Here is a 22,708-nt window from a genome sequence, read left to right on the forward strand (position 1 = left end):
GGGCCGCGTTGATTCAGGAGCCATTATGTCTGCCACTCAGCCGCTGCCTAAACGCGTTATTCCGGTCGGTATTCTCTATTCTGTTTCAGGCGATTATGCGGTTATCGGGCGCGAGATGCTCAACGGCATTCTGCTGGCGATTGAGGAGATAAACGCCAATCCCGCCCATGAATTTACCCTTGCTCCGGTGATCCGGGATCCTCAGGGTTCTCTGGATCTTTACTACGAATATTGCCATGACTTGCTTTATCGCCACGGCGTGCGCCATGTGATCGGCTGCTACACTTCCGCGGCACGTAAAACCATTCTGCCGTTAATCGAAGGCGCAAACGCGCTGCTGTGGCACTCCGCGCGCTATGAAGGGTTTGAGAGCAGCAACAGCGTCATTTACCTTGGTGCCACGCCCAATCAGCATATCTTGCCGATGCTTAGCTGGCTGTTACAGCAGCAGGCGGCGGAAATCTATCACGTCGGTTCTAACTATGTCTGGTCCTGGGAGATGGATCGCATCACCCGTGAAGCCGTGGTCCCTGCAGGCGGCCGCGTGGTGCAGAGTAAATTACTGCCGCTGGGCGACGAAAATGTGGAGACGTTAATCGCTGATATTATCGCCTGCCGCCCGAAAGTGCTGCTGAATACCATGGTCGGCAAAAGTGCCTACAGTTTTTACCGCGCCTGGCATCAGGCCTGCCAGCAACAACCGTGGTTAAACGAGGTGCTGAAGCTAAGCCTGACGCTGTGTGAGCCGGAAGTTCAGTTAATTGGCTCAGAGGCATTAGAGGGGTATCTGGTCTCCGCAAGCTGGTTTCAGTCGATTGACAGCGACGCCAACCGGCGTTTTCTGAGCAGCTATCGCCAGCGCTTTGGTGAACATGTCTCGCCGTCCGTGGACAGTGAGAGTGCCTGGCTGGCTGGACATTTGCTGGCGAGAGCCATTGCACGCCACGGCAATGCCGATGTTGAAGGCGTACGCAATGCCGTATTGCAGGATGAGATGGATTCACCAGCCGGGCGGATCCGCCTCGATGCCGACAATAATCACTGTTGGCTTACCCCGCATCTGGCGCGATGTCACAACGGCAGGCTGGTGAGTTTCTGGCAGACTGATGCTGCAGTGAAACCCGATCCCTGGCTGGCCTGGGTGGATCTCGCGAGTCTCACGCATCGCGGAGGCAGTGCATGAGCCGAAAAAATGTGCAGATGCGCGGATTAAAAGTGTGTGTGATTGGCTGCTCCGATCGTGATAACCAACACCTGGCGCAGCAGTTTAGCCGCATAGGGATTGAGGGCATGTTCTGTGCTACGTTTCCTGATGAGAGCCAACTGGCTGACCAACAACTCCTGTTGTTTGACGGTGATAACTCCACCCTGTTTCACCCCACAAACCTGCTCCCCTGGCCCGCGCTGCCAAAGATTGCGCTCACCGCTATTGAAACGCCATCGCGTTTACAGTGGATTGCTGAGCAGAAGATAGACAGTTATATGCGCAAACCGGTACGTTTTGATGGTGTGATGACGGCTTTTACGCTGGCGCTTAATAATGCTGCGCGTATCAACCAACTGGAAGCGCAACTCCGGCGGCAGGAAGAGCGACTGCGTGCTCGGAAGTTTCTGTTTTCCGCACAATTGCGGGTTATGCACGCGCTACGGCTGGAGGAAGATGATGCCTACAGTTTGTTGCGCCGTGCCTCGATGGCGCAACACATGACCATTGAAAACCTCAGTTGTGAGTTGTTGAACGACACGGAGTCCTGGCTCAACCGGTTGAAATCACTGCTGGCGGAATAGCGTACCGCGTTAACGTAATTTAGCAACATGCTGTGCAAAAAACGGCCTCAATACGAGGCCGGAGGGAACGGGATTTCACTGTTCGGCTTAGTTTCTGACCTTAATCACACCGTCTTTTGACGCTTGATCCTGAAACACCACTTTACCGCTGTCATTTTTGACAATCTTCACCATTAACACATCGTTATCCATGCTGTTTTGCGCAAATACGCTAAAGTTTTCCGGCAGTTTGATATGTAATCCATCGGAGAATGCCTCGCCAGCCGTGCTGGGGTAATTTCCGCTGCTCATGTTATAAAGCGTGGTGATATTGTCTTTGGTGATTTTCAGGTCGCTGTCGTTAAAGCAGTTATCGACATATCCCGGCGCGGTAACCGGGCCACAGGTCACGATTGCAGTATAGCCATTGCGGTATTTGGCCTCTTCTTCCATGTTGGATTTTATCGCCGCAATATTTTTATCCGCTAAAGGGCTGCCATTCGCTTTTGCCTTTTCATACCACGCCAGCGATTGCTGATAATCCTTTTCGACGCCAATCCCGTTGGCATAGTTGTAACCCAAATCAATTTGCGCATTCGCATCATTGGCTTCGGCTGCTGCACGGGTTAACGCAACACCTTTATTGATATCCTGAGCAACGCTTTTCCCGTAGGTATAGAGAAAACCCAACCGCTGCATGGCCGCCGGATTTTTTTGCGCCGCTGCGGATTCCAACCAGTGAATGGCTTCGCTTTTTTGCTGCGTCGTGCCCTTACTGAGCTCAATTCCCCACGCGGCCTGCGCAGCGATATCGCCCGCTTCAGCTTTCATTTCAAGTTCCGATTTGGCGGCAACAGGCGCAGGCTGCGGAGCAACAGGGGCAGGATCAGGTTTCGTCTGAACTGGTTCAGTTTTGGTACCCAGCAGTGTTTGCAGGTCCTGAATGCGGGACTGATACGCGGTTTGCAGCGACTCAATTGTCGTCGCCTTATTACGAATATCTTTCAGCCATGACAACTGGGATTTGCGCAGCAGGACTTTATTTTCCGGTTGCTGCTGAAGTAGCTGGTTATAGCGCTCGTTAAGCTGGCTATCCATCTTCGACAGCGCAGGCGTGGAGCAAATGGTAAGTTCGACAAAACCTGCGGCTTTTTCGCAATTAAACGAGGCGCTGCTGGCCATTTGCGAAATGCAGCACAGCAAGCCTGCCAGAATGACTTTCTTCATAATCTTGCCCTTTTTGAGTTTGAATATCTCTATCGGGCTGAAACTAAAAAGCTTTAGGGCAAACAGCGATACTTTGTACGTGGTAATGGCGGAAACGAGATAACAGACTGACCAGACGGGCACAGCAGAGGATTGACGGGTGGATATCGCAAAAAAATGTGTGAGACTAAAACGGGTTTGCCTACCGTTCGACCGTCAGTGAATTCTCTCACGCATACATTCCAGCGCAGCATAGCGGTTATGCCTGCGCAGATGTTTCTGGCCTATGCATGTCTCTTTATGCTTCGTTCACCATTCCAGTAGAGAAGAGACAAAATGAATGCATTATTTACCCCTGTTATGGCAGGAAAACTGCGTCTTCAACATCGTGTTGTTATGGCGCCGACAACGCGGATGCGCACGGATAAAGGCGGTGTACCCGGAGATTTAATGGTTGAGTATTATCGCCAGCGCACCAGTCTGGGAGGTCTGCTGATTGCGGAAGCGACCGCGATTTCACCTTTCGCGAATGCTTACGCTGATGCCCCTGGCATTTTTAATCCTGCACAACAGGCGGGATGGAAACGTGTTGTTGATGCGGTGCATGAGCAAGGCGGCCAGATTGTGTTGCAACTTTGGCACCCAGGACGCCAGTCCTTGCCGGAACTCTCCGAAGGGCAGGCTCCTGTCGCGCCCTCTGCACTGATAGCGCAGGATACCTACGGTATGGTCAAAAATGAAGACGGAACTTATGAAGGGAAACTGTTCCCTGAACCCAGGGCCCTTGAAGAGCGTGAAATTGTCGGGATCATTGCGGCGTTCGGGCTTGCGGCGAAACGCGCGAAAGCTGCCGGTTTCGATGGCGTTGAACTCCATGCGGCGAACGGCTATCTGCCGGAGCAATTTCTGCTGGATGGCAGTAACTTACGCCGGGATAAATGGGGCGGAAGCCTGGCAAATCGAACACGTTTTTTACTGCAGGTTGTGACTGCACTCATAGACGTTTGGGGTGCAGGGCGAGTCGCTGTGCGTATTTCACCAAGTGGGATTTATGGCGATATGCGTGACAGCGATCCGGCGTCGACATTTTGTTATTTGGCCGAAAAGCTAAATGATTCGGCACTGGCTTACCTGCATATTATTGAGCCTCGCATTGTGGGACCGGAAGATCGTGACAGTGGTTATTATGCTGAACCTATTGCCAGCCATCAGTTGCGCGCGTTTTACCATGGCACGATTATCGCTGCGGGTGGGTTCAAACCCGAAGCCGCTGAGCAGATGCTGGCGGCGAAGGATGCCGATTTAATTGCATTTGGTCGCTTATTTACCGCTAACCCGGATCTGCCTGTACGTATTCAATATGGTTACCCGTTAACGCCTTATCAACGCGAAACGTTTTTTGGTGGTAATGGGCACGGATATATTGATTTTCCTACCTGGCAGCCTTAATAAATAATAAAATCGGGCACATGGCGGTTGCCCGATTTGTTGTTTTTATATACGCCAGCTCACGTAAGCATCGCTGATATTTTGCGGTTTCTCTTGCTTCTCAACAGCACGTCCCGTTGACTGTTTACCTGACGATTCGTTAGAGCTGTGATACGCCTATTGACGCACCACCATCAACGTACAGTGTCTGCCCGGTAATAAATCCAGCATCGTCACTCAGCAAGAACTGAGCGGCCGCGGCTATCTCCTCGGGCTGGCCCAAACGTTTCATCGGAACACCGGCAAGGTAGCGCTGCTCACCCTCACTTCCAGCGGCGTTGTTGGCCCGAAACAGCGCTGTTTCTGTCGGCCCCGGAGCCACTGCATTCACGGTAATCCCTTGCGTAGCCAGTTCCAGCGCCCAGCTACGTGTGAAACTGACTAACGCGGCTTTGGCGGCAGCATAGGATGTCCGCTGCGGTACGCCGAGTACCGTCAGGCTGGCAATGTTCATAATTCTCCCCCAGCCGCGGGCGCGCATACCCGGTAAAGCGCTTTGAACCGCCAGCAGTGCGGGATGCAGGTTAACCCTCAAGACCTCATCAAGCGTATCTGTCGTGACATCAGGCAGCCATTGCGGGCGTACCAGGCCGACGTTATTGATGACGCCATCCACCCTGAACGCCGCATTTATCTTGCTGAATTGCTGTTGTACCGCCGGGGTATCGGCAAGATCGAGGGCAATAAATTGCCCCGGATAACCCTGTTCAGGCGCATGGCGAGCAATCCCGATAACATGATGCCCGGCACTGGCCAGACGTTCAGATAAAGCGAAACCGATACCTTTACTGGCTCCGGTAATGAGAAATGTTCTTTGCTGATTCATCTAATCCTCCGCGATGCGCAATGACAAAATCCGGCGTTGTGATGCGCCGGATAAGTAGAAATTACTGAGCGGGATTAAGGCGCAATGGCCGCCTGTAATGCCACATCGGCAGCACTGATGCCTTCCAGTGCCAAGCCGTAACCTGCACCTTCATCAATGATGCGACGAAGTTTCTGCGTGAGTGCGATACGAGTGTAACGGCTTGTCAGTGGCGGCAATGCGGCAAGCGATTCTGCCAGCTCATGTGCGCGGGGCAGCAGCCTGTCCCGCGGCAAAATTTCATTCACCACACCCCAGTCTTTGGCCGTCGTTGCATCCAGTTCCTGACGCGTCAGCAGAAAATAACGGCCGCGCACGCTGCCGATGACTTCCGGCCATAAGAGATTGACCCCATCCCCCGGCACAATACCGAATTCGAAATGTGGCTTGTCCTGGAACACGGTATCAGGGGTGGCCAGCACGATATCAGACAGTAAAGCGTATTCTGAATGCAGGCGAACCGGGCCGTTCAGTGCCGCTATCACAGGTACTTCAATATCCAGCAGATTCATCAGCACCTTCTTGCCTTCGCGATAAATCTTGTCGTAGCCGCGAGGAGTGAAAAAATCGAAACCATCGGGACTGATATTTTCCATAAATGCCTCACCTGCGCCTGTCAGGATAATCACCCGGTTATCCGGATCGGCTCCGATTTGATGAAACAGTTCGACAAATTCTTCGTGGGTGTGGCCGTTAAACAGCAACGAACTACCTTCCGTGTGTAGCATGACTTCAAGCACCCCACTGGCTGAGCGGGTAAGGCGCGCGTGAGTAAAGCGATGACGGTAATGTTCGAAACGGGACATGATAGTGATTCCTCGGTTATCAGTTTTCGGTTAAAGCATTCAGTTTTGCAACGGCGCGCACCACAGCGGGGCGTGCTGATAGGGTTTCAAACCAGTGTTTAAGATGGGGCATCTCTTCAAGGCTGATACCGGCGAACTGACGTCGCCACATCCAGCCGTAATGTGCGATATCCGCAATGGTGTATTCATCGCCCGCAACCCAGCGTGTTGCTGCAAGCTGGCGCTCCAGCAAACGGGTCACTCTGATGGCTTCCTGGTTAAAACGCGCTTGTGCCAGCGGTTGAGGCTCGTGGGCAGGCCGGGTAAAGAAACCGGCCTGCCCGAAAGCGGGACTGACAGCCGAAGCATGAAAAAATAGCTGTTCAAACACCCGCGCCCTGGGCTTCCCGCCAGAGGGCAGCAGGTTTGCGTGCTTTTCGGCCAGATAAACCAGAATGGCCGCCGACTCGCGCAGTACCATCTCGTTGTCCGGATCGTGCAGTACCGGCACCTTACCGTTGGGATTCAGCGCCAGAAAAGCATCCTGATTTTGCTCACCCTGGCGAATATTGATGCCGCGCAACTGCCACGGCAGGGCAAGCTCCTCCAGCAGAATGGCGGGCTTAATACTGTTTGGCGTGGCGAAGGCGAAAAGTTCGTACATAGTCTGACTCCACATTTGGCGTTTAAACGGGAGGGGTAATTTCTGCCCGCTGTCGTTGAAGTAGAGTATCTGCTAATGTCGGTGGGTAATGGCAGATGGCTAAATGTGATAATTGCTATTCCATGGAGGAATATGATGGACCGCTTTCAGGCGATGCAGATGTATGTTCAGGTGGTTGATGCCGGTTCTTTTTCCGCCGCCGCGCGTATTTTGAATATTGGGCAGCCAGCCGTATCCAAGACGATTGCTCAACTGGAAAAGCATCTTGACGTACGGTTGTTGCTGCGTACCACGCATGGCCTGACACCCACGGAAGCGGGCCAGCGTTTCTACGAGCGCGTCAGGATTGCCCTACAGCAAGCTGAAGAAGCAGAAATTGCCGCACGAAGCGCAGACAAAGGCCTGTCGGGTATTCTGAGGGTGGCCGCCGCGCCCACCTTTGCCCGATTACATGTCATTCCTTTTCTGCCACATTTTATGGAACAGCACCCGCAATTGAAGGTTGATATCAGGCTCGACGATCGTCCAATCGATCTGATTGCTGAAGGTATCGATATCTGTTTGCGCATGGGCAACCTCCAGGACTCTGGGGCGGTGGCGCGTAAGCTGGCAACGTCCCGACGTTCTGTACTGGCAACGGCGGACTATTTATCCCGTTTCGGTTATCCAAAACACCCCAGGGACCTCAGCCAACATGAAGCGCTGGTTTTTAGCCAGGTGAATGATACATGGCAGTTCAGACGGGGTAATGAAGTGGAAAATGTGGTGCTTAACGGACGGCTTCATTTAAGCGCAGCGGAAGGTGTCAGAGCCGCTGTACTGGCAAGTATGGGAATTACTATTGCTTCAGACTGGATGTTTTCGCAGGAAATTGCGACGGGGATGGTGGAACGCGTTATCAATGAGTGGACACTGCCTGACATTGATTTATGGGCCGTTTTTCCAGGTGGACGGATGGCCACAGCCAAAGCCCGCCAGTTTTCAACCTTTGTTGAAACCCTATTACAGGCCTAAAACGTCTTTTGTATTGATGCAAAGCCGTTCCGACAAGGAGAAAAAAATCGTTGGCTTGTAGTCACTGTTTTATTCACGCAGGCGGTCGGGTGATTAGCCTCTCTTGTAACCAGCCCGGTAAACCGGAACGTTTACCTGCGCGGGTTGCGGTCTGCTTTATGCAGATAATATCAGGCCTGATCCCAGGGCGGGTTGTCGCCAAAAGCCCGGGCCAGGTAATCGACAAAACGACGGACTTTCATTGGAATGCGTAGCGCACCCGGATAAACCGCTTGAATAACTAAATCACTGACAGTGTAATCCGGCAGCAAGGGGAGCAGGGCCTTGCGGCGAATATAATCGCCAAAAACAAAGGTGGGTCCATAGACAATCCCCGTTCCGGCCAGCGCAGACGCCACCAGTAACTGCAGGTTATTTGCCGTCAGCCTGCACGGCCCATCAATCACGTGCGCGTGTTTTTGTTTGTCAAAAAGCGTCCAGTTTCCTTCTGAGACGGCTTCGCTAAAAGCCAGCCGTGAAGCACTCTGCAAATCCTCCGGCGTTTGCGGAGTGCCGTGCCGCAAAAGCCAGCCAGGAGACGCGCAGAGAACCATGCGACAGGGTGCCAGTTGACGCGTGACAAGCTGGCTGGATTTGAGTCTGCCAATCCGGATAGCAACATCCACTCGCGTATCCAGCAGATCGACATAGCGATCTTCCAGCAGCACCTCCACATTCACCTCAGGGTGATCGTCCAGATAGCGAGCTACTACGCGTGCGACATGAAGCTCACCGAAAGTAACAGGAACGGTAACGCGCAAGGTGCCACGCGCAGTGGCCTGGGTATCGCCCGCTTCGCGGTTTGCCTCTTCGTAGGCTTCGAGGATCTGTTTGCTGCGTTCGTAATAGATCTGACCGACATCGGTCAAACTTAATCGTCGGGTTGAACGTTGCAGAAGCCGGGCATTCACGTCGGCTTCAATCGCGCTGATGTGTTTGCCCGCCATGGCCGGAGACATGCCAAAACGTCTTGCGGCGGCAGCAAAACTGCCTTCCTCAACGGTAGCAATAAAAACAGCAAGGCTGGTTAACCGATCCATTTCTTTACCATTCAATACTTATGTTATCGACTCTCGCTACTTTACATGGAATTATCAAATACTGTGATGGAGTTTATGCTGCTGGCTGGTAAAACAGAGGAGCAATTCAATGAAACTCAACGTCAATGGCACACAAATTCAGGTCAAGCAGCAAGGGAGCGGGGAGCTGGCACTGGTCTTTTTGCATTATTACGGCGGTTCGTCACGAACCTGGGATGTGGTTGCCGGGGCGTTGTCGGCGCATTACCGGACGGTAGCCATCGATCATCGCGGTTGGGGCGAATCGGCAAAACCTGAAAGCGGATACGAGTTGGCGACGCTGGCAGCAGATGCGCAGGCGGTAATCAGCGCACTTAACCTGCAACGCTATATTCTGGTGGGGCATTCGATGGGGGGAAAGGTTGCGCAGCTTATTGCTTCGCATCAACCGACCGGCCTTGAAGGGATGATTCTGGTCGCGCCGTCGCCACCTTCGCCAATGCGCCTTTCGCAGGAAGAACGCACGCTATTAACCAGTGCTTATTCGTCCCGTGAATCGGTCGAATACGTGATTGATCATGTTCTGACAGCGAAGAAACTGAGCGCCGCACAGCGGGAGCAGGTGATTGAAGACAGCCTGAAGGGTAGTCCGCAGGCGAAAAGAGCCTGGCCGGAAGTGGCAATGGCGGAAGATATTACGGCGGACGTTGCTGCGATTAAGATCCCCACGATGGTGATTTTGGGCGAGCGGGATAAGGTGGAACGCCGCCCGGTACTGGAGGCTGAGCTTTTGCCGCGCATCCCGCAGGCGGGTATGCATATCATCCCCGAAGCCGGGCATCTGCTGCCGCTCGAAGCGTCGCAAGAGCTTACAGAGGTGATTGCACGTTTTATTACGTACGCGCTCTGAAGCCTTAACGCAGGCAGGCGTTGCATCGTGTGATCATTGCGTCGTCCTCGCTGTTGGGCGTAAGCCCATTTTAAAAGGCTGTGCTATTCGATTAACAGCCTGGCTCATTTATCCGGCGGGAGGTTGTGCTGGTGAGTGCGGCAGACGAACTGCGGGGTTTTTTAATCGGTGGAGAATTCAGGGCCGCTGAAACGGCCCTGTGCAGGTGACAGCAGGCTATGCGGATCGCGGCTGCAACTGGTAAATCCATGCGCTTACGCATTTGCCCTCAGCGGTGGTGACCTCGACCAAAACGCGGTCATAGCCCTCTTCAAATTCATCCAGCATCGGCCAGTGCGCGGTAAGGTTGTCGGACAAAAACAGGTAACCGTGTACCTGTGCGCCGTTTATATCCAGTACGATGCCAGGAAAATCGGCGGCGGCTCCCCAGCCACGCGCGTAAAACGTACCCGTGACGTAGCCCGGCAGCCATTCACCGCCGATATTTTCCAGAATATGTGCATTAGAACAGCCGGGACGCAGCGTGCCATAGACAAATAACGATTCCATTTTCCCTCAACAATCAACGCGATAAATACCCGGCGGGCGACGAGTATTCAAAATACGGTTTTGTGATGAGGTTCGCAACTGTCTGCAAGCGTGGTGCGAGGTAAACGTTGGAAAGCAAAAAGCCTGCCCGAAAGCCGTCTTCATCATGGCTTATGACTGGCAACAGTTTCTTATCTTTACTGATAAATTTATTAAATAAAAATCACGCACTGAAATAAGAGGTTAATGACTTTGTCGTTATTATCGTTGAGTGAAATCTCATAAGGATTCATCAAGTGAATGTAACTAAACAGGCATTGACGTGTTTTTCCGGAAAGATTTTGAGTACCGGTATGGTTTTCTTGATGATTTCATGCGGTGCTTCCCCGGATGTTCATGTGCCGGAAGGCAAGTGTGACACCATTGCGAATTACGATATACATTATTCCCGGTTTGATGAAACAGCTCAGCAACTGGCGCACGGGACCGGGTGTTTTATCAGGACGGACTTCAGCAAGACGGCCCCGGTCAGGGTAAATCCCGTTAAAGGCAGGATGACCATCAGGGAGGCTCTCCATACCGCACTCGCCGGGACGGCGCTGAAAGTGACTGAACAGCAGGCTAATTCGATGACGGTCAGATGATGGGGGCGAGGAATGCAATCCAGGGCATAAAAGCGCCTCGCGCCAGAACAGTCATTCATCCGGAGTCCTGGGTTATGAAAGGGCCTGAGGTGGTTTAATGCTGAGTGCCCGGGAGAGCAGAATGGAAAACTACGAGCAGATATACCAGGCACTTCGTACTAATGACAAACCCGCCTGGACCGGTGATGGCTATCCCCGGGCATGGACAAAACTGACTGAAACGCTCGATTTACTGGCAGCAGCGAGTCAGTTACCTGTGCCGGGCAGCCATATCCTGGAACTGGGATGCGGCAACGGAATGATGGCATCCCTGTGGTTTGCCCGGAAAGGATATCATGTCTGTGGCGTGGATTTTTCGCCCACCGCTATTGACTGGGCGCGGGAAAATTTCGCACGACAGGGGATTTCAGGCGTTTTTCTGCAGGATGATGTCTGCTCGCTGGCGCAACTGGAAGACCATCGCTTCGATCTGATTTTTGACGGCAGTTGCATGCACTGTCTGACGGGCAGCCAGCGTGGACAGGCTTACCGCCAGGTCAGACGTTTGCTCAGGGAAAATGGGACGTTCATTATCAGCAGTATGTGCGGTGAGCCAGGCTATGAGGAGGATCGCCAGCACTATGAGGCGTCAAGCCATATCCTTTACAGGAAAGGTAAGCCATGGAGAACACTGATGCCGCTGATCTCGTTGCAGCATGAAATTATTTCGGCAGGTTTTATTATTCAGTCCGTGAAAGTCGCCCACAATCCATGGTGGGACCATGTAATGATGGCCGTAACAGCCAGACAGATTACTGGCACTGATTAAAACCTGAAAAAGGCCAGGTGTTTTTTGAATAAGTAATAATGAGCTGATTTATTCGTAAACCACGACTCAGCCATAGTATTGCCATTTGCATGCATCGGGTTTCTGATTACTTGCTGAAAACAGCAGGTCTGACAGCGGAACTGGCGTCATATAATAATGACAAAGAGTGTCACACATCGTTTAATTCAGCACGCAATAACGTTTCAAACGCATTGCGTGCGGGATGAAGATCTATTCTGCTATTTTTTATAAAATAATTCTGCACGGGAAATAACTCGGTAAATGTGTACCCCTTGATATTACCTGTTCTTTTGAACTGCTCAAAAAAGCCAGCAGGTACCAGCGAAACACCTGCACCGGAACTGACACACCCAAGAATAGTTCCATAACTTGCAATGTTGGTGATATCGACCGTGACCTGATTCTGATTTACCCAACGCTCCAGGGCCTGTCGGTAAGGGCAACCGTGTGGCCACATATAAATGCGTTTACCTTTCAGGTCCTGAGGAACGGATATCTTTCCTGCATAAGGAGAGGCAATCAATACCAGTGATTCTTTGTGAGCATTCACATAGGTGATATCCGTATGGTCATCCTTTGTCGCAATAACAGCGCAATCGAGTTTATGTTCGGCAACATCATTGACTAACTGTTGCCATGTTCCTGTGCTGAACTGCACCTGGACTGCAGGATAGCTCTGGTGGAATTTTGATAGCACCCTCGGTAGCCGCCCTGTTGCCGCAGATTCAATAGCCCCGATCCGCAGGATCCCGGCAGGCTCTGATGAGGGTTCAAGCGCCCGGCGGGCTTCCTGGCAGTACGTCAGTATTTTGCTGGCGTACTCAAGCAGTCTTTCTCCTGACGGTGTGATGACCAGTCCACGGCCCTTACGGATGAAAAGAGAAACACCCAGTTCCGTTTCCAGGAGCTTAATTCTGTTTGTGATATTTGAGGGAACGCAGTGCAACATTTCGGATGCTCTGGCGATGCTACCCTGCTCTGCGACGGTTTTAAACATTTTCAACTGAGATAAATCCATACTCTTATACCTCACGAAAAGTGAATAATTAACTCACTATAAGTCAGTTGTTGTGTGCCAATCAATCATCCTACAATCCCTGGAACAGGGGGCATCAGACATTATTTTTCAACACACTGTAATGCAAACCGAAAATAGTTAATTTTTCATCCATTAATCCATGAATAGGGCTGGAGCCTTTAAATAATTTCAGCCAGTAAATAACAGAGGTGAATAGATGACTTCATTATCTTTGCAATGCTGTGATGACATATCGACAAAACCTTCCTCTATGCAGGAATTGGGTGAGTTATTCATTGATGCTTTGCCTGAGCATATCTCAATGTTAAAAATTTCTGGTCGATGGATAACCGGAGATATTCGCAGGTCACCCGTGCTCGCGCATATTGATCACATCAAAGAGATTCAGCGTATGATGTACGAGGTTCTTTGCCATGAGATAAAACAGGAGGCGCAGGTTTATGCGGAGGATGCTTTTCTCGCCTTCCTGAAAAAGGAAAACGTTGATCCTGTCATCCTCAACTTCTTTAACAGCTGGAATGAAATGCACAAAACGACAAGCTTGGTATCCGGAAAAATCATCATGCGCTTTTCCGCTGATGCCCTTTATATTTCCCATGAAGATCAGACTATTTATCATAACGTTCTGGTTCACTGAAATACGGAACAGACTATCGTATTTCGTTACCTGCTATTAGCCAGGCAACGATGCATCAGGTGTTACAAGAGAGACAAATTGAAAACTGGTTTTTATTGCTTTTGTGGGGGCTGTAATAAGTTATGAATATTGATTTTTCTCTTGTCGCACTGGGGGGCTTCGCTTTCTGTGGTGGTTTAATCGATGCTGCTGTTGGTGGTGGAGGGCTTGTTCAAATTCCTGCTCTTATTCATGCTCTACCGGGATCCAGCCTGGCGACAATTTTTGGTACCAACAAACTGGCAGTATTGCTCGGGAACGCATTTTCTGTTTCTGGGTATCTCCGCCGGGTAAAGATTATGTGGGCGCTCATTATTCCAGTCATGGGGGCTGCATTTATTTTTTCATTCGCTGGCGCATACACTGTTTCTCTTATACCAAGGGAGTTGATGGAATATCTGGTTTTTGTAGTCCTTGTTATTATGGCAGTCTATACGTTTATAAAAAAAGATCTGGGCCGACGACATGCTGATATCAGGATTGGTCTGAAAGAGATACTGGTGGGGATAGTGTTAGGCGCATTTATCGGATTCTATGACGGCATATTCGGCGCTGGCAGCGGAAGTCTTTTATTGTTTGCCTTTGTTAAATTCTTTGGGTTTGATTTTTTGAATGCTTCTGCATCAGCCAAATTAATAAATCTGGGGACTTTTACTGCCGCGTTGCTTTTTTTTGTTCCATCAGGGAATGTATTGTGGATAACAGGAGGTATAGTTGGTATTTGTAATGTTGCAGGTGCTGTTACAGGCGTATTTCTAGCCTTGCGGTATGGCAGCGGATTTATCAGAGTTTTTTTTCTGATTCTATTACTGTTTCTCATCGGACAGATGGGGGCAAATTCAGTCAATGTGTTCATCAATGCGCAGATCCAGTGACTCGTACTGAGCATCGTAAATACAGCTCACGTGGTCGCTGGTAATAATAAACAAAGCATCAACGGGATGTTATTTTTTTTAATTTAGAATAATGATGGTTCTTGTTTATTGTAATCCGGATGCTATAACAGGGTTATTCTTTAGCCCTTACGAAGAGGGCAACGGTATTCCAGGGATTTATAAAAATGGCTAAATTATCTTTTATAGCTTCTTTTTTCATTTTGGTTCTTTCCGGATGTGCTGGTATCTCCAGTGTGGGAATGACTGTTGCTCCTCATAGCCCTTATCCTGGTCTGTTTCAGTGTGAGGGCAAAGAACAGCAAAAAGCCATTATGACAGGTGAACGACCCGAATGGGGGGCAGATACAGATACGTTGCCTGATACCCAGCGATGCAAAAAAGAACATTAACGGAAAATATTTGAGACTTCGGTCACGTAGTCAGCATCCTGGATATGTCTGTGTACTGCAGTCATTTTTGATTAAAAATAAGTCTCAACATGGATGCTATAGTGATGAGACTGCCAACTACTCTGATCATCGTGTAAATTCCTCTTTTGTGTGAAGTGAGATGGTAATCCCCCGAAAAGTGGGTGTGTTCATAAGTAGAATTTTCTCGTAGCCGGTGAAACAGCCGGGTAAACGCCAATGGAAAACAACTTCTGGATGGGATGACGAGGTTTCAGTTCAGTGGCTGGCTGGTGTCCGATAACCGGAAAAATAGCGTTGTTTATAAAGGCAAGCAGACGGGCGGTATTCTTCACGCGAACATATTGAATACAATGCTAGAAAGCAAAAATCCCGCTTAAGTTGCCTTAAGCGGGATTTTCTAAATCTGGCTCCTCTGACTGGACTCGAACCAGTGACATACGGATTAACAGTCCGCCGTTCTACCGACTGAACTACAGAGGAATCGTGTGGAGGCTTATCTTAGCGGCGAAAAATCTTTTGTCAAACCTCATTTTAGCGATGACGAACTGACTGCTGAATCCATCGACAGTTTGACCCAATAAACACCAATTTTCGGAGTAAATGCTTTGCAGGATCAGGATTTCTCCCTCATCATTTGAAATGTGATTTCACCTTTCGCGGCTAAGGACCATTTTGAACCTCGTTACTCCCTTACGCCAGGCCGTCATGCGTACGCCCTGGTACAGAAAACGTAAAAGTTACCGTGTATTATTCTGGCGAGAAATCACGCCCCTTGCCGTACCGATCTTCCTGGAAAACACCTGTGTTTTGATGATGGGTGTGCTCAGCACGTTTCTGGTGAGCTGGCTGGGTAAAGAAGCGATGGCGGGCGTCGGCCTGGCGGACAGCTTCAATATGGTGGTGATGTCTTTTTTTGCCGCCATTGATTTAGGCACGACGGTGGTCGTGGCTTTCAGCCTTGGCAAACTGGATGGTGAACGGGCGAGGGCGGCAACGCGGCAGTCGCTGGTGATCATGACGTTGTTTGCCATTGTACTGGCAGCGGTGATCCACTACTTTGGCACGCAAATCATCGACTTTATTGCCGGTGCGGCGACAGCGGAAGTTAAAGCGCTGGCGCTGACCTACCTTGAACTCACCGTTATCAGCTACCCCGCGGCGGCGATTGCCCTGATTGGCAGCGGCGCACTGCGTGGTGCGGGCAATACCAAAATCCCGCTGTTGATTAATGGCGGGATGAATATCCTCAACATCATTATCAGCAGCATCCTGATCTATGGCCTTTGGGGCTGGAAAGGCATGGGTTTTGCCGGGGCAGGGCTGGGGTTAACCATTTCCCGCTATATTGGCGCGGTCGCAATCATCTGGGTGTTGATGATTGGTTTTAACCCGGCGCTGCGGATCTCGCTGAAAAGCTACTTCGAGAAACTTAACTTCTCCATTATCTGGGAAGTGATGGGGATCGGCATTCCGGCCAGTATCGAGTCGGTGCTGTTTAACGGCGGAAAACTGTTGACGCAGATGTTTGTTGCGGGCATGGGTACCAACGTTATCGCCGGTAACTTTATCGCTTTCTCTGTGGCGGCGCTGATTAACCTGCCGGGTAACGCGCTGGGTTCCGCGTCTACCATTATTACCGGTAAGCGCCTCGGTAAAGGGCAGATCGGCCAGGCAGAACGCCAGTTACGCCATGTCTTCTGGCTTTCGACGCTGATACTGACGGCCATTGCCTGGGGTACCGCGCCGCTTGCCGGGTTGTTCGCCTCCTTTTATACCCAGGAAGAGGACGTAAAAGAGGTAGTTAAGGTGCTTCTGTGGCTTAATGCGGCATTTATGCCGATTTGGGCGGCGTCGTGGGTGTTGCCTGCGGGCCTGAAAGGCGCACGCGACGCCCGTTTCGCCATGTGGGTTTCGATGTTGGGGATGTGGGGTTGCCGGGTAGTGGCAGGGTATACACTGGGGATCATGCTCGGTATGGGCGTGATTGGTGTCTGGCTAGGGATGTTCCTCGACTGGGCGGTGCGCGGCGTCTTCTTCTACTGGCGCATGGCGAGCGGCAGGTGGTTGTGGAAGTATCCAAAGCCGCAGAAAGGCGCCATTTCTGCGCAACCTGGAGAATAATTCGGCAAACGCGCTGAAAAAGAGAAATCAGGCTTTGACAAGGCCCTGAGGCGTCGCTAATATTCGCCCCGTTCACACGATTCCTCTGTAGTTCAGTCGGTAGAACGGCGGACTGTTAATCCGTATGTCACTGGTTCGAGTCCAGTCAGAGGAGCCAGATTTAGAGAAGCCCGCATAAGGAAACTTAAGCGGGCTTTTTGCTTTTATTGCATCGCTCATGAAAAGCATCAGGTGTATTAATCAACGGGGAGCAGGTCACTCCCAATTCGCCGGCCTGATAACCGGTGTTTCAGACCCGGAAGGTTTCCACCATTCCCCGAAGCGCGTGAGCCTGCTCTGAAAGCGACTGTGACGCTGACGAAGATTCTTCAACCAGTGCGGCGTTATTCTGCGTGACGCCATCCATCTGGTTCACCGCAATGCTGACCTGCGAAATCCCCTGCATCTGCTCTGATGAGGCCTGAGAAATGTTGTCCATGGCCTCCGCGAGCTCGCCTACCATGCCGACAATTTTAAGGATGCTCTGGCCTGTACCTGCAGCCACTTCCACACCACTTTCCACCTGCTCAACAGCCTGCTCAATCAGATGCTTGATATCCCGCGCGGCGGTGGCGCTGCGCTGGGCAAGCGTCCTGACCTCACCGGCAACCACGGCAAAGCCCCGTCCCTCTTCACCGGCCCGGGCAGCTTCCACAGCCGCGTTGAGGGCAAGAATGTTCGTCTGGAAGGCAATACTCTCGATGACGGCAGTGATATCCCTCACCTTTGTCGCGCTCTGTGAGATGGCGTTCATGGTTTCCGACATACGATGCATGTCTGCTTGTCCTGCGCGCGCAAGGGATGCCGTGTCGCGGGCTGACTCTGCAGTCTGCTGCGCGCCTGTTGTGTTGCTTTTCACCGTGGCGGTGAGCTGCTCCATGCTGGCGGCCGTTTCCTGCAGGGCGGCAGCCTGCTGTTCCGTGCGGGAGGACAACTCCGTATTACCCTGCGCAATCTCGTCTGCCGCCATTGCCACAGACGCGGCTGAATCTTTAATCTGTGACACCAGTTCGCGCAGGTTCGTCTGCATGCCATCGAGCGATGCCATGAGACTGTCCGTGTCATTGTGGCGAAGGATCAACGGAGTCGTCAGATCCCCGGCGGCAATTCGCGACACGACCTCAGCCGCATAACGCGGTTCTCCGCCCAGTGTTTTCAGTGTGCTACGGTTAATCAGATAAACCAGTATAAAGAGCAGAATGCTGATAACGAGAAATTGGGCGATATTCTGGTAAAGAGAACTGAGAAAGACTTCCTGGATATCATCAACATAAAGACCCGTCGTAATAATCCATCCCCAGGGTGACCATGGAATGTTGTAGGCAATTTTGGGCTTCGGAACGGTGTCTCCCGGGCGCGGAAAATCATAGGCGGTAAAACCATCATGGCCATCCTTCGTCACCGTGACCATATCTCTGTAAATATATACGCCATTCGCATCGACAACATCTGGCCCCTTGCCAATTAACGCGGCATTGATGGGATGCATAATGACCTGCACCTGGTTATTCAGAATAGTAAAATATCCTGTGTCGCCGTAGCGTAGGTCTTTAATGATCAGGATTGCACGTTGTTGTGCGTCCTCTTTTGATATCAGTCCCTTATCAACAAGCGCGGCCTGCGTTTTCACCACGCTGAGGGCTAACTGGGAAACATACATTAATTCCTTTTTTCGTAGCGCCAGCTGGTCATCTTTAATTTTTACTGAGCTAAAGAATAATGACCCGGCAAGGCTTAGCAGTGCGACAGCAAGTGGAAGCCATAGTTTATGCGCAAAGGATAATTTCATAGCATGCTAACCTGTTGTTGTTGTATAGGCAGATATTGCGCAGGCCTTTCGATATCAGGTCACGCTTAATTTTTTTATCGGCAAGGAAAGAGAAAAAATTAATCGATAAAATTGATATATATGATATATATCACTATTTTGGTATAATGAACTGAATTATCTGATAAATGAAACATTAGTATGTACTGGCGTCATCAGTATGACTCAATTTCAACAAACATATATGAATGTGATTACTGACGTAAGAACAGTTTTTCCTGCCTACGCAACATTGATACCGATACAGGTAGTCTGGTTTCAGACAACCACCCGTCAACGATTGTAATCACATCCAGGAGAGTATTCGTATAATTTTCCGGTTATCACGTAACCGTGACGGACGGGGGCCCTGAACTGGCAATACACGAGGCTGAGTATGTGTGAATTCATCACAGGGGTTGCAGGAGTCGCCAGCATCATTCTGGTGATTATCGGCATGGATTTCTACTGGCGGCGTCATTAAGACAATGCCGTGTTTTCGTGCCCCGTCACTTAGCGCTCTCTACGGTTCCGGATATAACGGTACGGGGTAAGCTGGCTGCGGGCAAACCGCTCCTAATTGGTTAAGACAAACTGCTGTAACAACATCCGCTCCCGGCGAGAAGCGGACGTTAGCCGCTGCCAGATGACTGGCGAAATAATGGCGATACATTATTTAGAACTCAGTGATGTTAGTTTATTGTTACTTTCAACAAGTGACTATCTGTACAGGAAGTAGAAAATGCATCCAAAATACGTTTTCGTTAACACTGTTCCCCCAGCAGAAGATTTCTGCCGTTTACGCGTCATATCTGGCTTAACGCCTCGCCCTCTGGATGCAGTGAAACGAGCGCTCCCGGGAAGCTGTTACGGGGTTCATATTGAGTATGCTGGGCTAATTGTCGGTATGGGGCGCATCATCGGTGATGGTGCTCTGAACTTTGAGATTGTCGATATTGCTGTTGACCCGGATCATCAAGGAAACGGTCTTGGTCGAAAGATCATGCAAAATTTGATGTCGTGGTTTGAAAAGCATGTGTCACCAGGTGCCTATATAACCCTTATTGCCGATGTTCATGAATTATATGAAAAATTCGGCTTTAAAAACGTTCGTCCAGCAAGCGAAGGTATGGCATTGGTATGGGCCGGTAATGATCAATCAGCTCTATATTGATTAATACACTGTACCAGAAGCTTGTCCGCTTCTGGCACGAAAGAGTCGATCAGGAGGCAGACATGTCTGCTCAGAGCGAACAGCGGAAGTTCGTAATTTATCCCACAACTGATGACGCGTTTTAATAAACGGGGAGCAGGTCAACGCAGTCGCGTATTTTTTCCACAGGGATTAGTTAATGTGCATAGCTCTCACGGTGGATAATCATAAATATATCATTCAGGCAAGGCTTAACTATATGTTTTAATGAGTAAATTTACTCCGCACCTATCGTGAAGTATTAAAGTAGAGATTTCAGATAGTCTGGTGCTCATTTGTTGAAACTCAGCAGGCAATTTCATGATAAAAAAAGCGGACCACGTCGGTTTTTCAGTTAAAAACATTGAAAAGTCATTATTCTTCTGGACTCATATTCTTGGAGGGGAGTTATTACGCGAAGGGAAAATGTCTGGGCCAATCATTGATGAAGTCACAGGCGCAAGAGGGGCTGATGTACGAATGGCGTTGCTTGAGCTGGCTGGTTTCAAAATTGAATTACTGCAATACGATAACATTAAACAGCCAGAAGAACCCTCAGCACCATACATCCCTGGTTATGCTCACCTTGCGTTTATAGTTGAGGATCTTGATACGCTCTTGAGCAAAGTATCGGAGTATGGCTGGAAAACACCAGGTAAACCTCAGACAGTCTTATCAGGCCCCATGCAGGGAACCAGAGTGATATATTTACAAAGCCCCGATGGACAGACGCTAGAGTTGATGGAGCGCGGTCAATGAAATCCTCATGGTCTAACCCGTTATCTGCTTATTGAAACAATGATCTTTGCAAGGTCCGCCTCTGGCACAAAACTGCTATTGACAGGACAATCACAGGACAAAGTTATAAATTGCCTCAATTAATGACCATGGTGCCAAAAACCCAGCACAAAGGCCGGCTTTTCGACATCAAATTTAATTAAGCCAACCATCCCGTAGCGGAAAGGTAGTCCCTTGATTGGGAGTTCGTGAAGTCCATCATTTTACTCAATATAATGACAGGATCGGTACCTTTCACCTTCTCCGTATTGTAAATCTGCATCCGCTGCGCATCGATTTTTGATGCATTCAGGTAAAACTGGCGCTTGTAGTCATCTCCAACTTTTTCTCCGGTGGAAGCCAGTTTGATGTCTTCCATTCTGTTGGTTTTGATTGATTCACTCAGGTCATAGCAGATATCACTGGGACTGTAAGCCATATCATGAGCGAGCCTTTCTGCATCCTGTGAGTCGGCTCGTGCATAGCGTAAAATATCTTCCTGTATCGCAGTCCTCGACTGTGTCGCGCCATTGTTAATGGTTGAAACTTGCGCATTGTCTGGCGACATAGCGTTTAGGGTGTCAGTCGCTTTTGCCATCAGATTTTTGAAATCCTGTTGCTGCTCTGTTTTTTTGCCGATGGTGTTCCATAGCGAAGCAGTACTTCCAATTCCTTGAATATCCATTTTCTACTCCTTCAGTTAGTAAGCCCTCTCATTCTAGTAATTACAATGCACAGCTATGCGATGAATAGCGGGTGAATTAACATCCATTTCTTGCGTGTGGTTATTGCATGTTTTTTGATGTTTCAGTGGTGAAAAGAATCAGATATAGACTGTTCCATACGATTCAACGTTAGTGATTCCGTTGAACATCCGCTTTTGGCACTCAGCGGACGTTTGTATCAGATAATGCTCGCTAAGAGTGAAAAGCGAACAGGTGAGTTTTAATCATCCCTGACGGAGCGATAACTCAAATCGCACCGATATTAATTAACGGGAAACACTGTCAGTCAGTCATATGACATGAGAAATTAACAAGAAAAACTCAGATATTCTTGCCTGGCGGGCAGGACCGGCCAATGATTTCAGCAAGGAAATCCATTACCACGACAGCGGAGTGATCACGCTTAAGTTCAGGGTAAGCAACCAGCCAGATGTTCCTCACGGGCGAAGGCAGATTTTCCTGCAGCCTTACCAGTTCGCTGTCATTATCACCCATAAAGCAGGGTAAAGTAACGATGCCCAATCCTTTCCGGGCAGCCTGTTGCTGCGCCATCAGATCGCTTGCCCGAAAGATAACACGCCGCCCGTTCAGCAGTGAATCCAGCCATTGCTGCTGCGTGACATGTGCAAGCGTGCTGTCATAAGCAATAAATACCCAGTCTTCCTGAGGAATTTCTTGCCAGAACTGAGAAGCATAAAGACCAAAGCGCATGGTACCTATACGCCTTGTCATCAGGTCTGGATCGTCAGGCCTTTCAAGGCGAACCGCAATGTCAGCCTCACTTTTATTCAGAAGAACATGGTGCGAAACGCCGGATAATGACAACGTGATACCCGGATGTTTCCGGGTGAAGCCTGCTATAGCAGGCGCAATGAGGTGTGCTGCAACGGCAGGTGACGCGCTGATATTTATAGGCACGGCCGGTTCGTCACACAATGACCTCGCCTGGATTCGAATACGGTCTGCAATACGGTACATTTCGTCAGCGCCGGAGGCGATAATCCGCCCATGCCCGGTAAGCGTGGTACGGCGTGGCAAGCGCTCCGTGAGCCTGAGGCCCAGCGAACTTTCAAGGGCTGCAATCCGGCGGCTCACAGTGGCGTGGTCCACGCCAAGCTCCCTGGCTGCGGCAGACAGGGAACCACACCGGGCAAGGGCGAAAAAAAAATGTAAATCCTGCCAGTCCATACCTCACCTCTTGTGCATTTTTACACATGTATGGTGCTTTTATACCTGTATTCTTCCTGTAATAAACTCCTTTATAGTTT

At 50.2% G+C, this 22,708-nt stretch carries 24 protein-coding genes and 2 tRNA genes; 15 read left to right on the forward strand and 11 right to left on the reverse strand.

Annotation, left to right across the window (positions count from 1 at the left end; translation table 11 throughout):
• Positions 1 to 25: 25 nt before the first annotated feature.
• Entirely contained in the window at positions 26 to 1,183 is a 1,158-nt protein-coding gene (locus BM427_RS16615) for a transporter substrate-binding domain-containing protein (RefSeq protein ID WP_090123371.1), read from the forward strand.
• On the forward strand, positions 1,180 to 1,788 hold the full coding sequence (locus tag BM427_RS16620) for an ANTAR domain-containing response regulator (RefSeq protein ID WP_090123373.1): 609 nt from the start codon (positions 1,180 to 1,182) through the stop codon (positions 1,786 to 1,788). Before BM427_RS16615 ends, BM427_RS16620 begins: the two co-directional genes overlap by 4 nt.
• Before the next feature lie 87 nt (positions 1,789 to 1,875).
• Here the strand turns inward: BM427_RS16620 and BM427_RS16625 are convergent, their stop codons facing one another.
• Positions 1,876 to 2,994, reverse strand: a complete 1,119-nt coding sequence (locus BM427_RS16625) for a lysozyme inhibitor LprI family protein (protein ID WP_090123375.1) — start codon at positions 2,992 to 2,994, stop codon at positions 1,876 to 1,878.
• Positions 2,995 to 3,309: 315 nt separating this feature from the next.
• Between BM427_RS16625 and BM427_RS16630 the strand changes: the two genes are divergently transcribed.
• Complete coding sequence (locus BM427_RS16630) at positions 3,310 to 4,422, forward strand: alkene reductase (RefSeq protein ID WP_090123378.1); 1,113 nt, start codon at positions 3,310 to 3,312, stop codon at positions 4,420 to 4,422.
• 139 nt (positions 4,423 to 4,561) lie between these two features.
• Here BM427_RS16630 and BM427_RS16635 read toward each other — a convergent pair whose 3' ends face one another.
• The 3 genes from BM427_RS16635 to BM427_RS16645 all read right to left on the reverse strand — a co-directional run bounded on the left by BM427_RS16635 (position 4,562) and on the right by BM427_RS16645 (position 6,775).
• Entirely contained in the window at positions 4,562 to 5,287 is a 726-nt protein-coding gene (locus BM427_RS16635) for an SDR family oxidoreductase (protein ID WP_090123380.1), read from the reverse strand.
• 74 nt (positions 5,288 to 5,361) lie between these two features.
• Positions 5,362 to 6,132 (reverse strand): enoyl-CoA hydratase/isomerase family protein, encoded by a 771-nt coding sequence (locus BM427_RS16640; protein WP_090123382.1) that lies wholly within the window; start codon positions 6,130 to 6,132, stop codon positions 5,362 to 5,364.
• Between the two features lie 19 nt (positions 6,133 to 6,151).
• Positions 6,152 to 6,775, reverse strand: coding sequence for a glutathione S-transferase family protein (locus BM427_RS16645; RefSeq protein ID WP_090123384.1), 624 nt, complete (start codon positions 6,773 to 6,775; stop codon positions 6,152 to 6,154).
• Positions 6,776 to 6,910: 135 nt separating this feature from the next.
• Between BM427_RS16645 and BM427_RS16650 the strand changes: the two genes are divergently transcribed.
• Entirely contained in the window at positions 6,911 to 7,789 is an 879-nt protein-coding gene (locus tag BM427_RS16650; RefSeq protein ID WP_090123386.1) for a LysR family transcriptional regulator, read from the forward strand.
• A gap of 170 nt (positions 7,790 to 7,959) precedes the next feature.
• Here the strand turns inward: BM427_RS16650 and BM427_RS16655 are convergent, their stop codons facing one another.
• A complete protein-coding gene (locus BM427_RS16655) occupies positions 7,960 to 8,868 on the reverse strand; it encodes a LysR family transcriptional regulator (RefSeq protein WP_090123389.1) in 909 nt (302 codons plus the stop codon).
• Positions 8,869 to 8,977: 109 nt separating this feature from the next.
• On the opposite strand from BM427_RS16655, the gene BM427_RS16660 reads away from it, so the two are divergent.
• The gene (locus BM427_RS16660) at positions 8,978 to 9,757 is read left to right on the forward strand and encodes an alpha/beta fold hydrolase (RefSeq protein WP_090123391.1); all 780 of its coding nucleotides are present in this window, start codon (positions 8,978 to 8,980) and stop codon (positions 9,755 to 9,757) included.
• A 216-nt stretch (positions 9,758 to 9,973) separates the two neighbouring features.
• Here the strand turns inward: BM427_RS16660 and BM427_RS16665 are convergent, their stop codons facing one another.
• Positions 9,974 to 10,306, reverse strand: coding sequence for a gamma-glutamylcyclotransferase family protein (locus tag BM427_RS16665; RefSeq protein ID WP_090123393.1), 333 nt, complete (start codon positions 10,304 to 10,306; stop codon positions 9,974 to 9,976).
• A gap of 275 nt (positions 10,307 to 10,581) precedes the next feature.
• On the opposite strand from BM427_RS16665, the gene BM427_RS16670 reads away from it, so the two are divergent.
• Both BM427_RS16670 and BM427_RS16675 read left to right on the forward strand, forming a co-directional pair.
• On the forward strand, positions 10,582 to 10,929 hold the full coding sequence (locus BM427_RS16670) for an STN domain-containing protein (protein WP_090123395.1): 348 nt from the start codon (positions 10,582 to 10,584) through the stop codon (positions 10,927 to 10,929).
• 121 nt (positions 10,930 to 11,050) lie between these two features.
• Positions 11,051 to 11,737: a class I SAM-dependent methyltransferase gene (locus tag BM427_RS16675; RefSeq protein ID WP_090123398.1), complete on the forward strand. Its 687-nt coding sequence runs from the start codon at positions 11,051 to 11,053 to the stop codon at positions 11,735 to 11,737.
• A gap of 169 nt (positions 11,738 to 11,906) precedes the next feature.
• Here BM427_RS16675 and BM427_RS16680 read toward each other — a convergent pair whose 3' ends face one another.
• On the reverse strand, positions 11,907 to 12,776 hold the full coding sequence (locus BM427_RS16680) for a LysR family transcriptional regulator (protein WP_090123400.1): 870 nt from the start codon (positions 12,774 to 12,776) through the stop codon (positions 11,907 to 11,909).
• Positions 12,777 to 12,993: 217 nt separating this feature from the next.
• Between BM427_RS16680 and BM427_RS25445 the strand changes: the two genes are divergently transcribed.
• The 3 genes from BM427_RS25445 to BM427_RS25450 all read left to right on the forward strand — a co-directional run bounded on the left by BM427_RS25445 (position 12,994) and on the right by BM427_RS25450 (position 14,758).
• Positions 12,994 to 13,434 (forward strand): hypothetical protein, encoded by a 441-nt coding sequence (locus tag BM427_RS25445; RefSeq protein ID WP_139234426.1) that lies wholly within the window; start codon positions 12,994 to 12,996, stop codon positions 13,432 to 13,434.
• Positions 13,435 to 13,556: 122 nt separating this feature from the next.
• The gene (locus BM427_RS16690) at positions 13,557 to 14,348 is read left to right on the forward strand and encodes a sulfite exporter TauE/SafE family protein (RefSeq protein WP_090123405.1); all 792 of its coding nucleotides are present in this window, start codon (positions 13,557 to 13,559) and stop codon (positions 14,346 to 14,348) included.
• A gap of 185 nt (positions 14,349 to 14,533) precedes the next feature.
• Positions 14,534 to 14,758: a hypothetical protein gene (locus BM427_RS25450; protein ID WP_139234427.1), complete on the forward strand. Its 225-nt coding sequence runs from the start codon at positions 14,534 to 14,536 to the stop codon at positions 14,756 to 14,758.
• A 425-nt stretch (positions 14,759 to 15,183) separates the two neighbouring features.
• Here the strand turns inward: BM427_RS25450 and BM427_RS16695 are convergent.
• Positions 15,184 to 15,259, reverse strand: a tRNA-Asn gene (locus BM427_RS16695).
• Between the two features lie 5 nt (positions 15,260 to 15,264).
• Here BM427_RS16695 and BM427_RS26370 point away from each other — a divergent pair.
• From BM427_RS26370 to BM427_RS16705, 3 genes are all read left to right on the forward strand, one after another.
• Positions 15,265 to 15,360 (forward strand): DUF5951 family protein, encoded by a 96-nt coding sequence (locus tag BM427_RS26370; RefSeq protein WP_367888887.1) that lies wholly within the window; start codon positions 15,265 to 15,267, stop codon positions 15,358 to 15,360.
• A gap of 124 nt (positions 15,361 to 15,484) precedes the next feature.
• Complete coding sequence (locus BM427_RS16700; RefSeq protein WP_425280072.1) at positions 15,485 to 16,900, forward strand: EmmdR/YeeO family multidrug/toxin efflux MATE transporter; 1,416 nt, start codon at positions 15,485 to 15,487, stop codon at positions 16,898 to 16,900.
• 81 nt (positions 16,901 to 16,981) lie between these two features.
• Positions 16,982 to 17,057, forward strand: a tRNA-Asn gene (locus BM427_RS16705).
• A 132-nt stretch (positions 17,058 to 17,189) separates the two neighbouring features.
• Here the strand turns inward: BM427_RS16705 and BM427_RS16710 are convergent.
• Positions 17,190 to 18,728 carry a methyl-accepting chemotaxis protein gene (locus BM427_RS16710; RefSeq protein WP_090123409.1) on the reverse strand — a complete coding sequence of 513 codons (1,539 nt, stop codon included), beginning with the start codon at positions 18,726 to 18,728 and terminating at the stop codon, positions 17,190 to 17,192.
• A 760-nt stretch (positions 18,729 to 19,488) separates the two neighbouring features.
• Here BM427_RS16710 and BM427_RS16715 point away from each other — a divergent pair.
• Entirely contained in the window at positions 19,489 to 19,920 is a 432-nt protein-coding gene (locus BM427_RS16715; protein WP_090123411.1) for a GNAT family N-acetyltransferase, read from the forward strand.
• Positions 19,921 to 20,259: 339 nt separating this feature from the next.
• Complete coding sequence (locus tag BM427_RS16720; protein ID WP_090123413.1) at positions 20,260 to 20,697, forward strand: VOC family protein; 438 nt, start codon at positions 20,260 to 20,262, stop codon at positions 20,695 to 20,697.
• 178 nt (positions 20,698 to 20,875) lie between these two features.
• Here the strand turns inward: BM427_RS16720 and BM427_RS16725 are convergent, their stop codons facing one another.
• A complete protein-coding gene (locus BM427_RS16725; protein ID WP_090123415.1) occupies positions 20,876 to 21,400 on the reverse strand; it encodes a hypothetical protein in 525 nt (174 codons plus the stop codon).
• Positions 21,401 to 21,761: 361 nt separating this feature from the next.
• Entirely contained in the window at positions 21,762 to 22,628 is an 867-nt protein-coding gene (locus BM427_RS16730) for a LysR family transcriptional regulator (protein ID WP_090123417.1), read from the reverse strand.
• Between the last annotated feature and the right edge of the window lie 80 nt (positions 22,629 to 22,708).

It is taken from the genome of Kosakonia arachidis, from assembly GCF_900116535.1.
In the GTDB taxonomy this organism is placed as follows: Bacteria; Pseudomonadota; Gammaproteobacteria; order Enterobacterales; family Enterobacteriaceae; genus Kosakonia; species Kosakonia arachidis.

Excerpts from the sequence above, each read along its gene's own strand:
- BM427_RS16655 (WP_090123389.1), bottom strand. The coding sequence starts at position 8,868 with ATGGATCGGTTAACCAGCCTTGCTGTTTTTATTGCTACCGTTGAGGAA.
- BM427_RS16690 (WP_090123405.1), top strand. The coding sequence starts at position 13,557 with ATGAATATTGATTTTTCTCTTGTCGCACTGGGGGGCTTCGCTTTCTGT.
- BM427_RS16710 (WP_090123409.1), bottom strand. The coding sequence starts at position 18,728 with ATGAAATTATCCTTTGCGCATAAACTATGGCTTCCACTTGCTGTCGCA.
- BM427_RS16720 (WP_090123413.1), top strand. The coding sequence starts at position 20,260 with ATGATAAAAAAAGCGGACCACGTCGGTTTTTCAGTTAAAAACATTGAA.
- BM427_RS16620 (WP_090123373.1), top strand. The coding sequence starts at position 1,180 with ATGAGCCGAAAAAATGTGCAGATGCGCGGATTAAAAGTGTGTGTGATT.
- BM427_RS16675 (WP_090123398.1), top strand. The coding sequence starts at position 11,051 with ATGGAAAACTACGAGCAGATATACCAGGCACTTCGTACTAATGACAAA.
- BM427_RS16730 (WP_090123417.1), bottom strand. The coding sequence starts at position 22,628 with ATGGACTGGCAGGATTTACATTTTTTTTTCGCCCTTGCCCGGTGTGGT.
- BM427_RS16635 (WP_090123380.1), bottom strand. The coding sequence starts at position 5,287 with ATGAATCAGCAAAGAACATTTCTCATTACCGGAGCCAGTAAAGGTATC.
- BM427_RS16680 (WP_090123400.1), bottom strand. The coding sequence starts at position 12,776 with ATGGATTTATCTCAGTTGAAAATGTTTAAAACCGTCGCAGAGCAGGGT.
- BM427_RS16650 (WP_090123386.1), top strand. The coding sequence starts at position 6,911 with ATGGACCGCTTTCAGGCGATGCAGATGTATGTTCAGGTGGTTGATGCC.
- BM427_RS16665 (WP_090123393.1), bottom strand. The coding sequence starts at position 10,306 with ATGGAATCGTTATTTGTCTATGGCACGCTGCGTCCCGGCTGTTCTAAT.
- BM427_RS25445 (WP_139234426.1), top strand. The coding sequence starts at position 12,994 with ATGACTTCATTATCTTTGCAATGCTGTGATGACATATCGACAAAACCT.
- BM427_RS16625 (WP_090123375.1), bottom strand. The coding sequence starts at position 2,994 with ATGAAGAAAGTCATTCTGGCAGGCTTGCTGTGCTGCATTTCGCAAATG.
- BM427_RS16640 (WP_090123382.1), bottom strand. The coding sequence starts at position 6,132 with ATGTCCCGTTTCGAACATTACCGTCATCGCTTTACTCACGCGCGCCTT.
- BM427_RS16630 (WP_090123378.1), top strand. The coding sequence starts at position 3,310 with ATGAATGCATTATTTACCCCTGTTATGGCAGGAAAACTGCGTCTTCAA.
- BM427_RS25450 (WP_139234427.1), top strand. The coding sequence starts at position 14,534 with ATGGCTAAATTATCTTTTATAGCTTCTTTTTTCATTTTGGTTCTTTCC.
- BM427_RS16700 (WP_425280072.1), top strand. The coding sequence starts at position 15,485 with ATGCGTACGCCCTGGTACAGAAAACGTAAAAGTTACCGTGTATTATTC.
- BM427_RS16660 (WP_090123391.1), top strand. The coding sequence starts at position 8,978 with ATGAAACTCAACGTCAATGGCACACAAATTCAGGTCAAGCAGCAAGGG.
- BM427_RS16615 (WP_090123371.1), top strand. The coding sequence starts at position 26 with ATGTCTGCCACTCAGCCGCTGCCTAAACGCGTTATTCCGGTCGGTATT.
- BM427_RS16645 (WP_090123384.1), bottom strand. The coding sequence starts at position 6,775 with ATGTACGAACTTTTCGCCTTCGCCACGCCAAACAGTATTAAGCCCGCC.
- BM427_RS16725 (WP_090123415.1), bottom strand. The coding sequence starts at position 21,400 with ATGGATATTCAAGGAATTGGAAGTACTGCTTCGCTATGGAACACCATC.
- BM427_RS16715 (WP_090123411.1), top strand. The coding sequence starts at position 19,489 with ATGCATCCAAAATACGTTTTCGTTAACACTGTTCCCCCAGCAGAAGAT.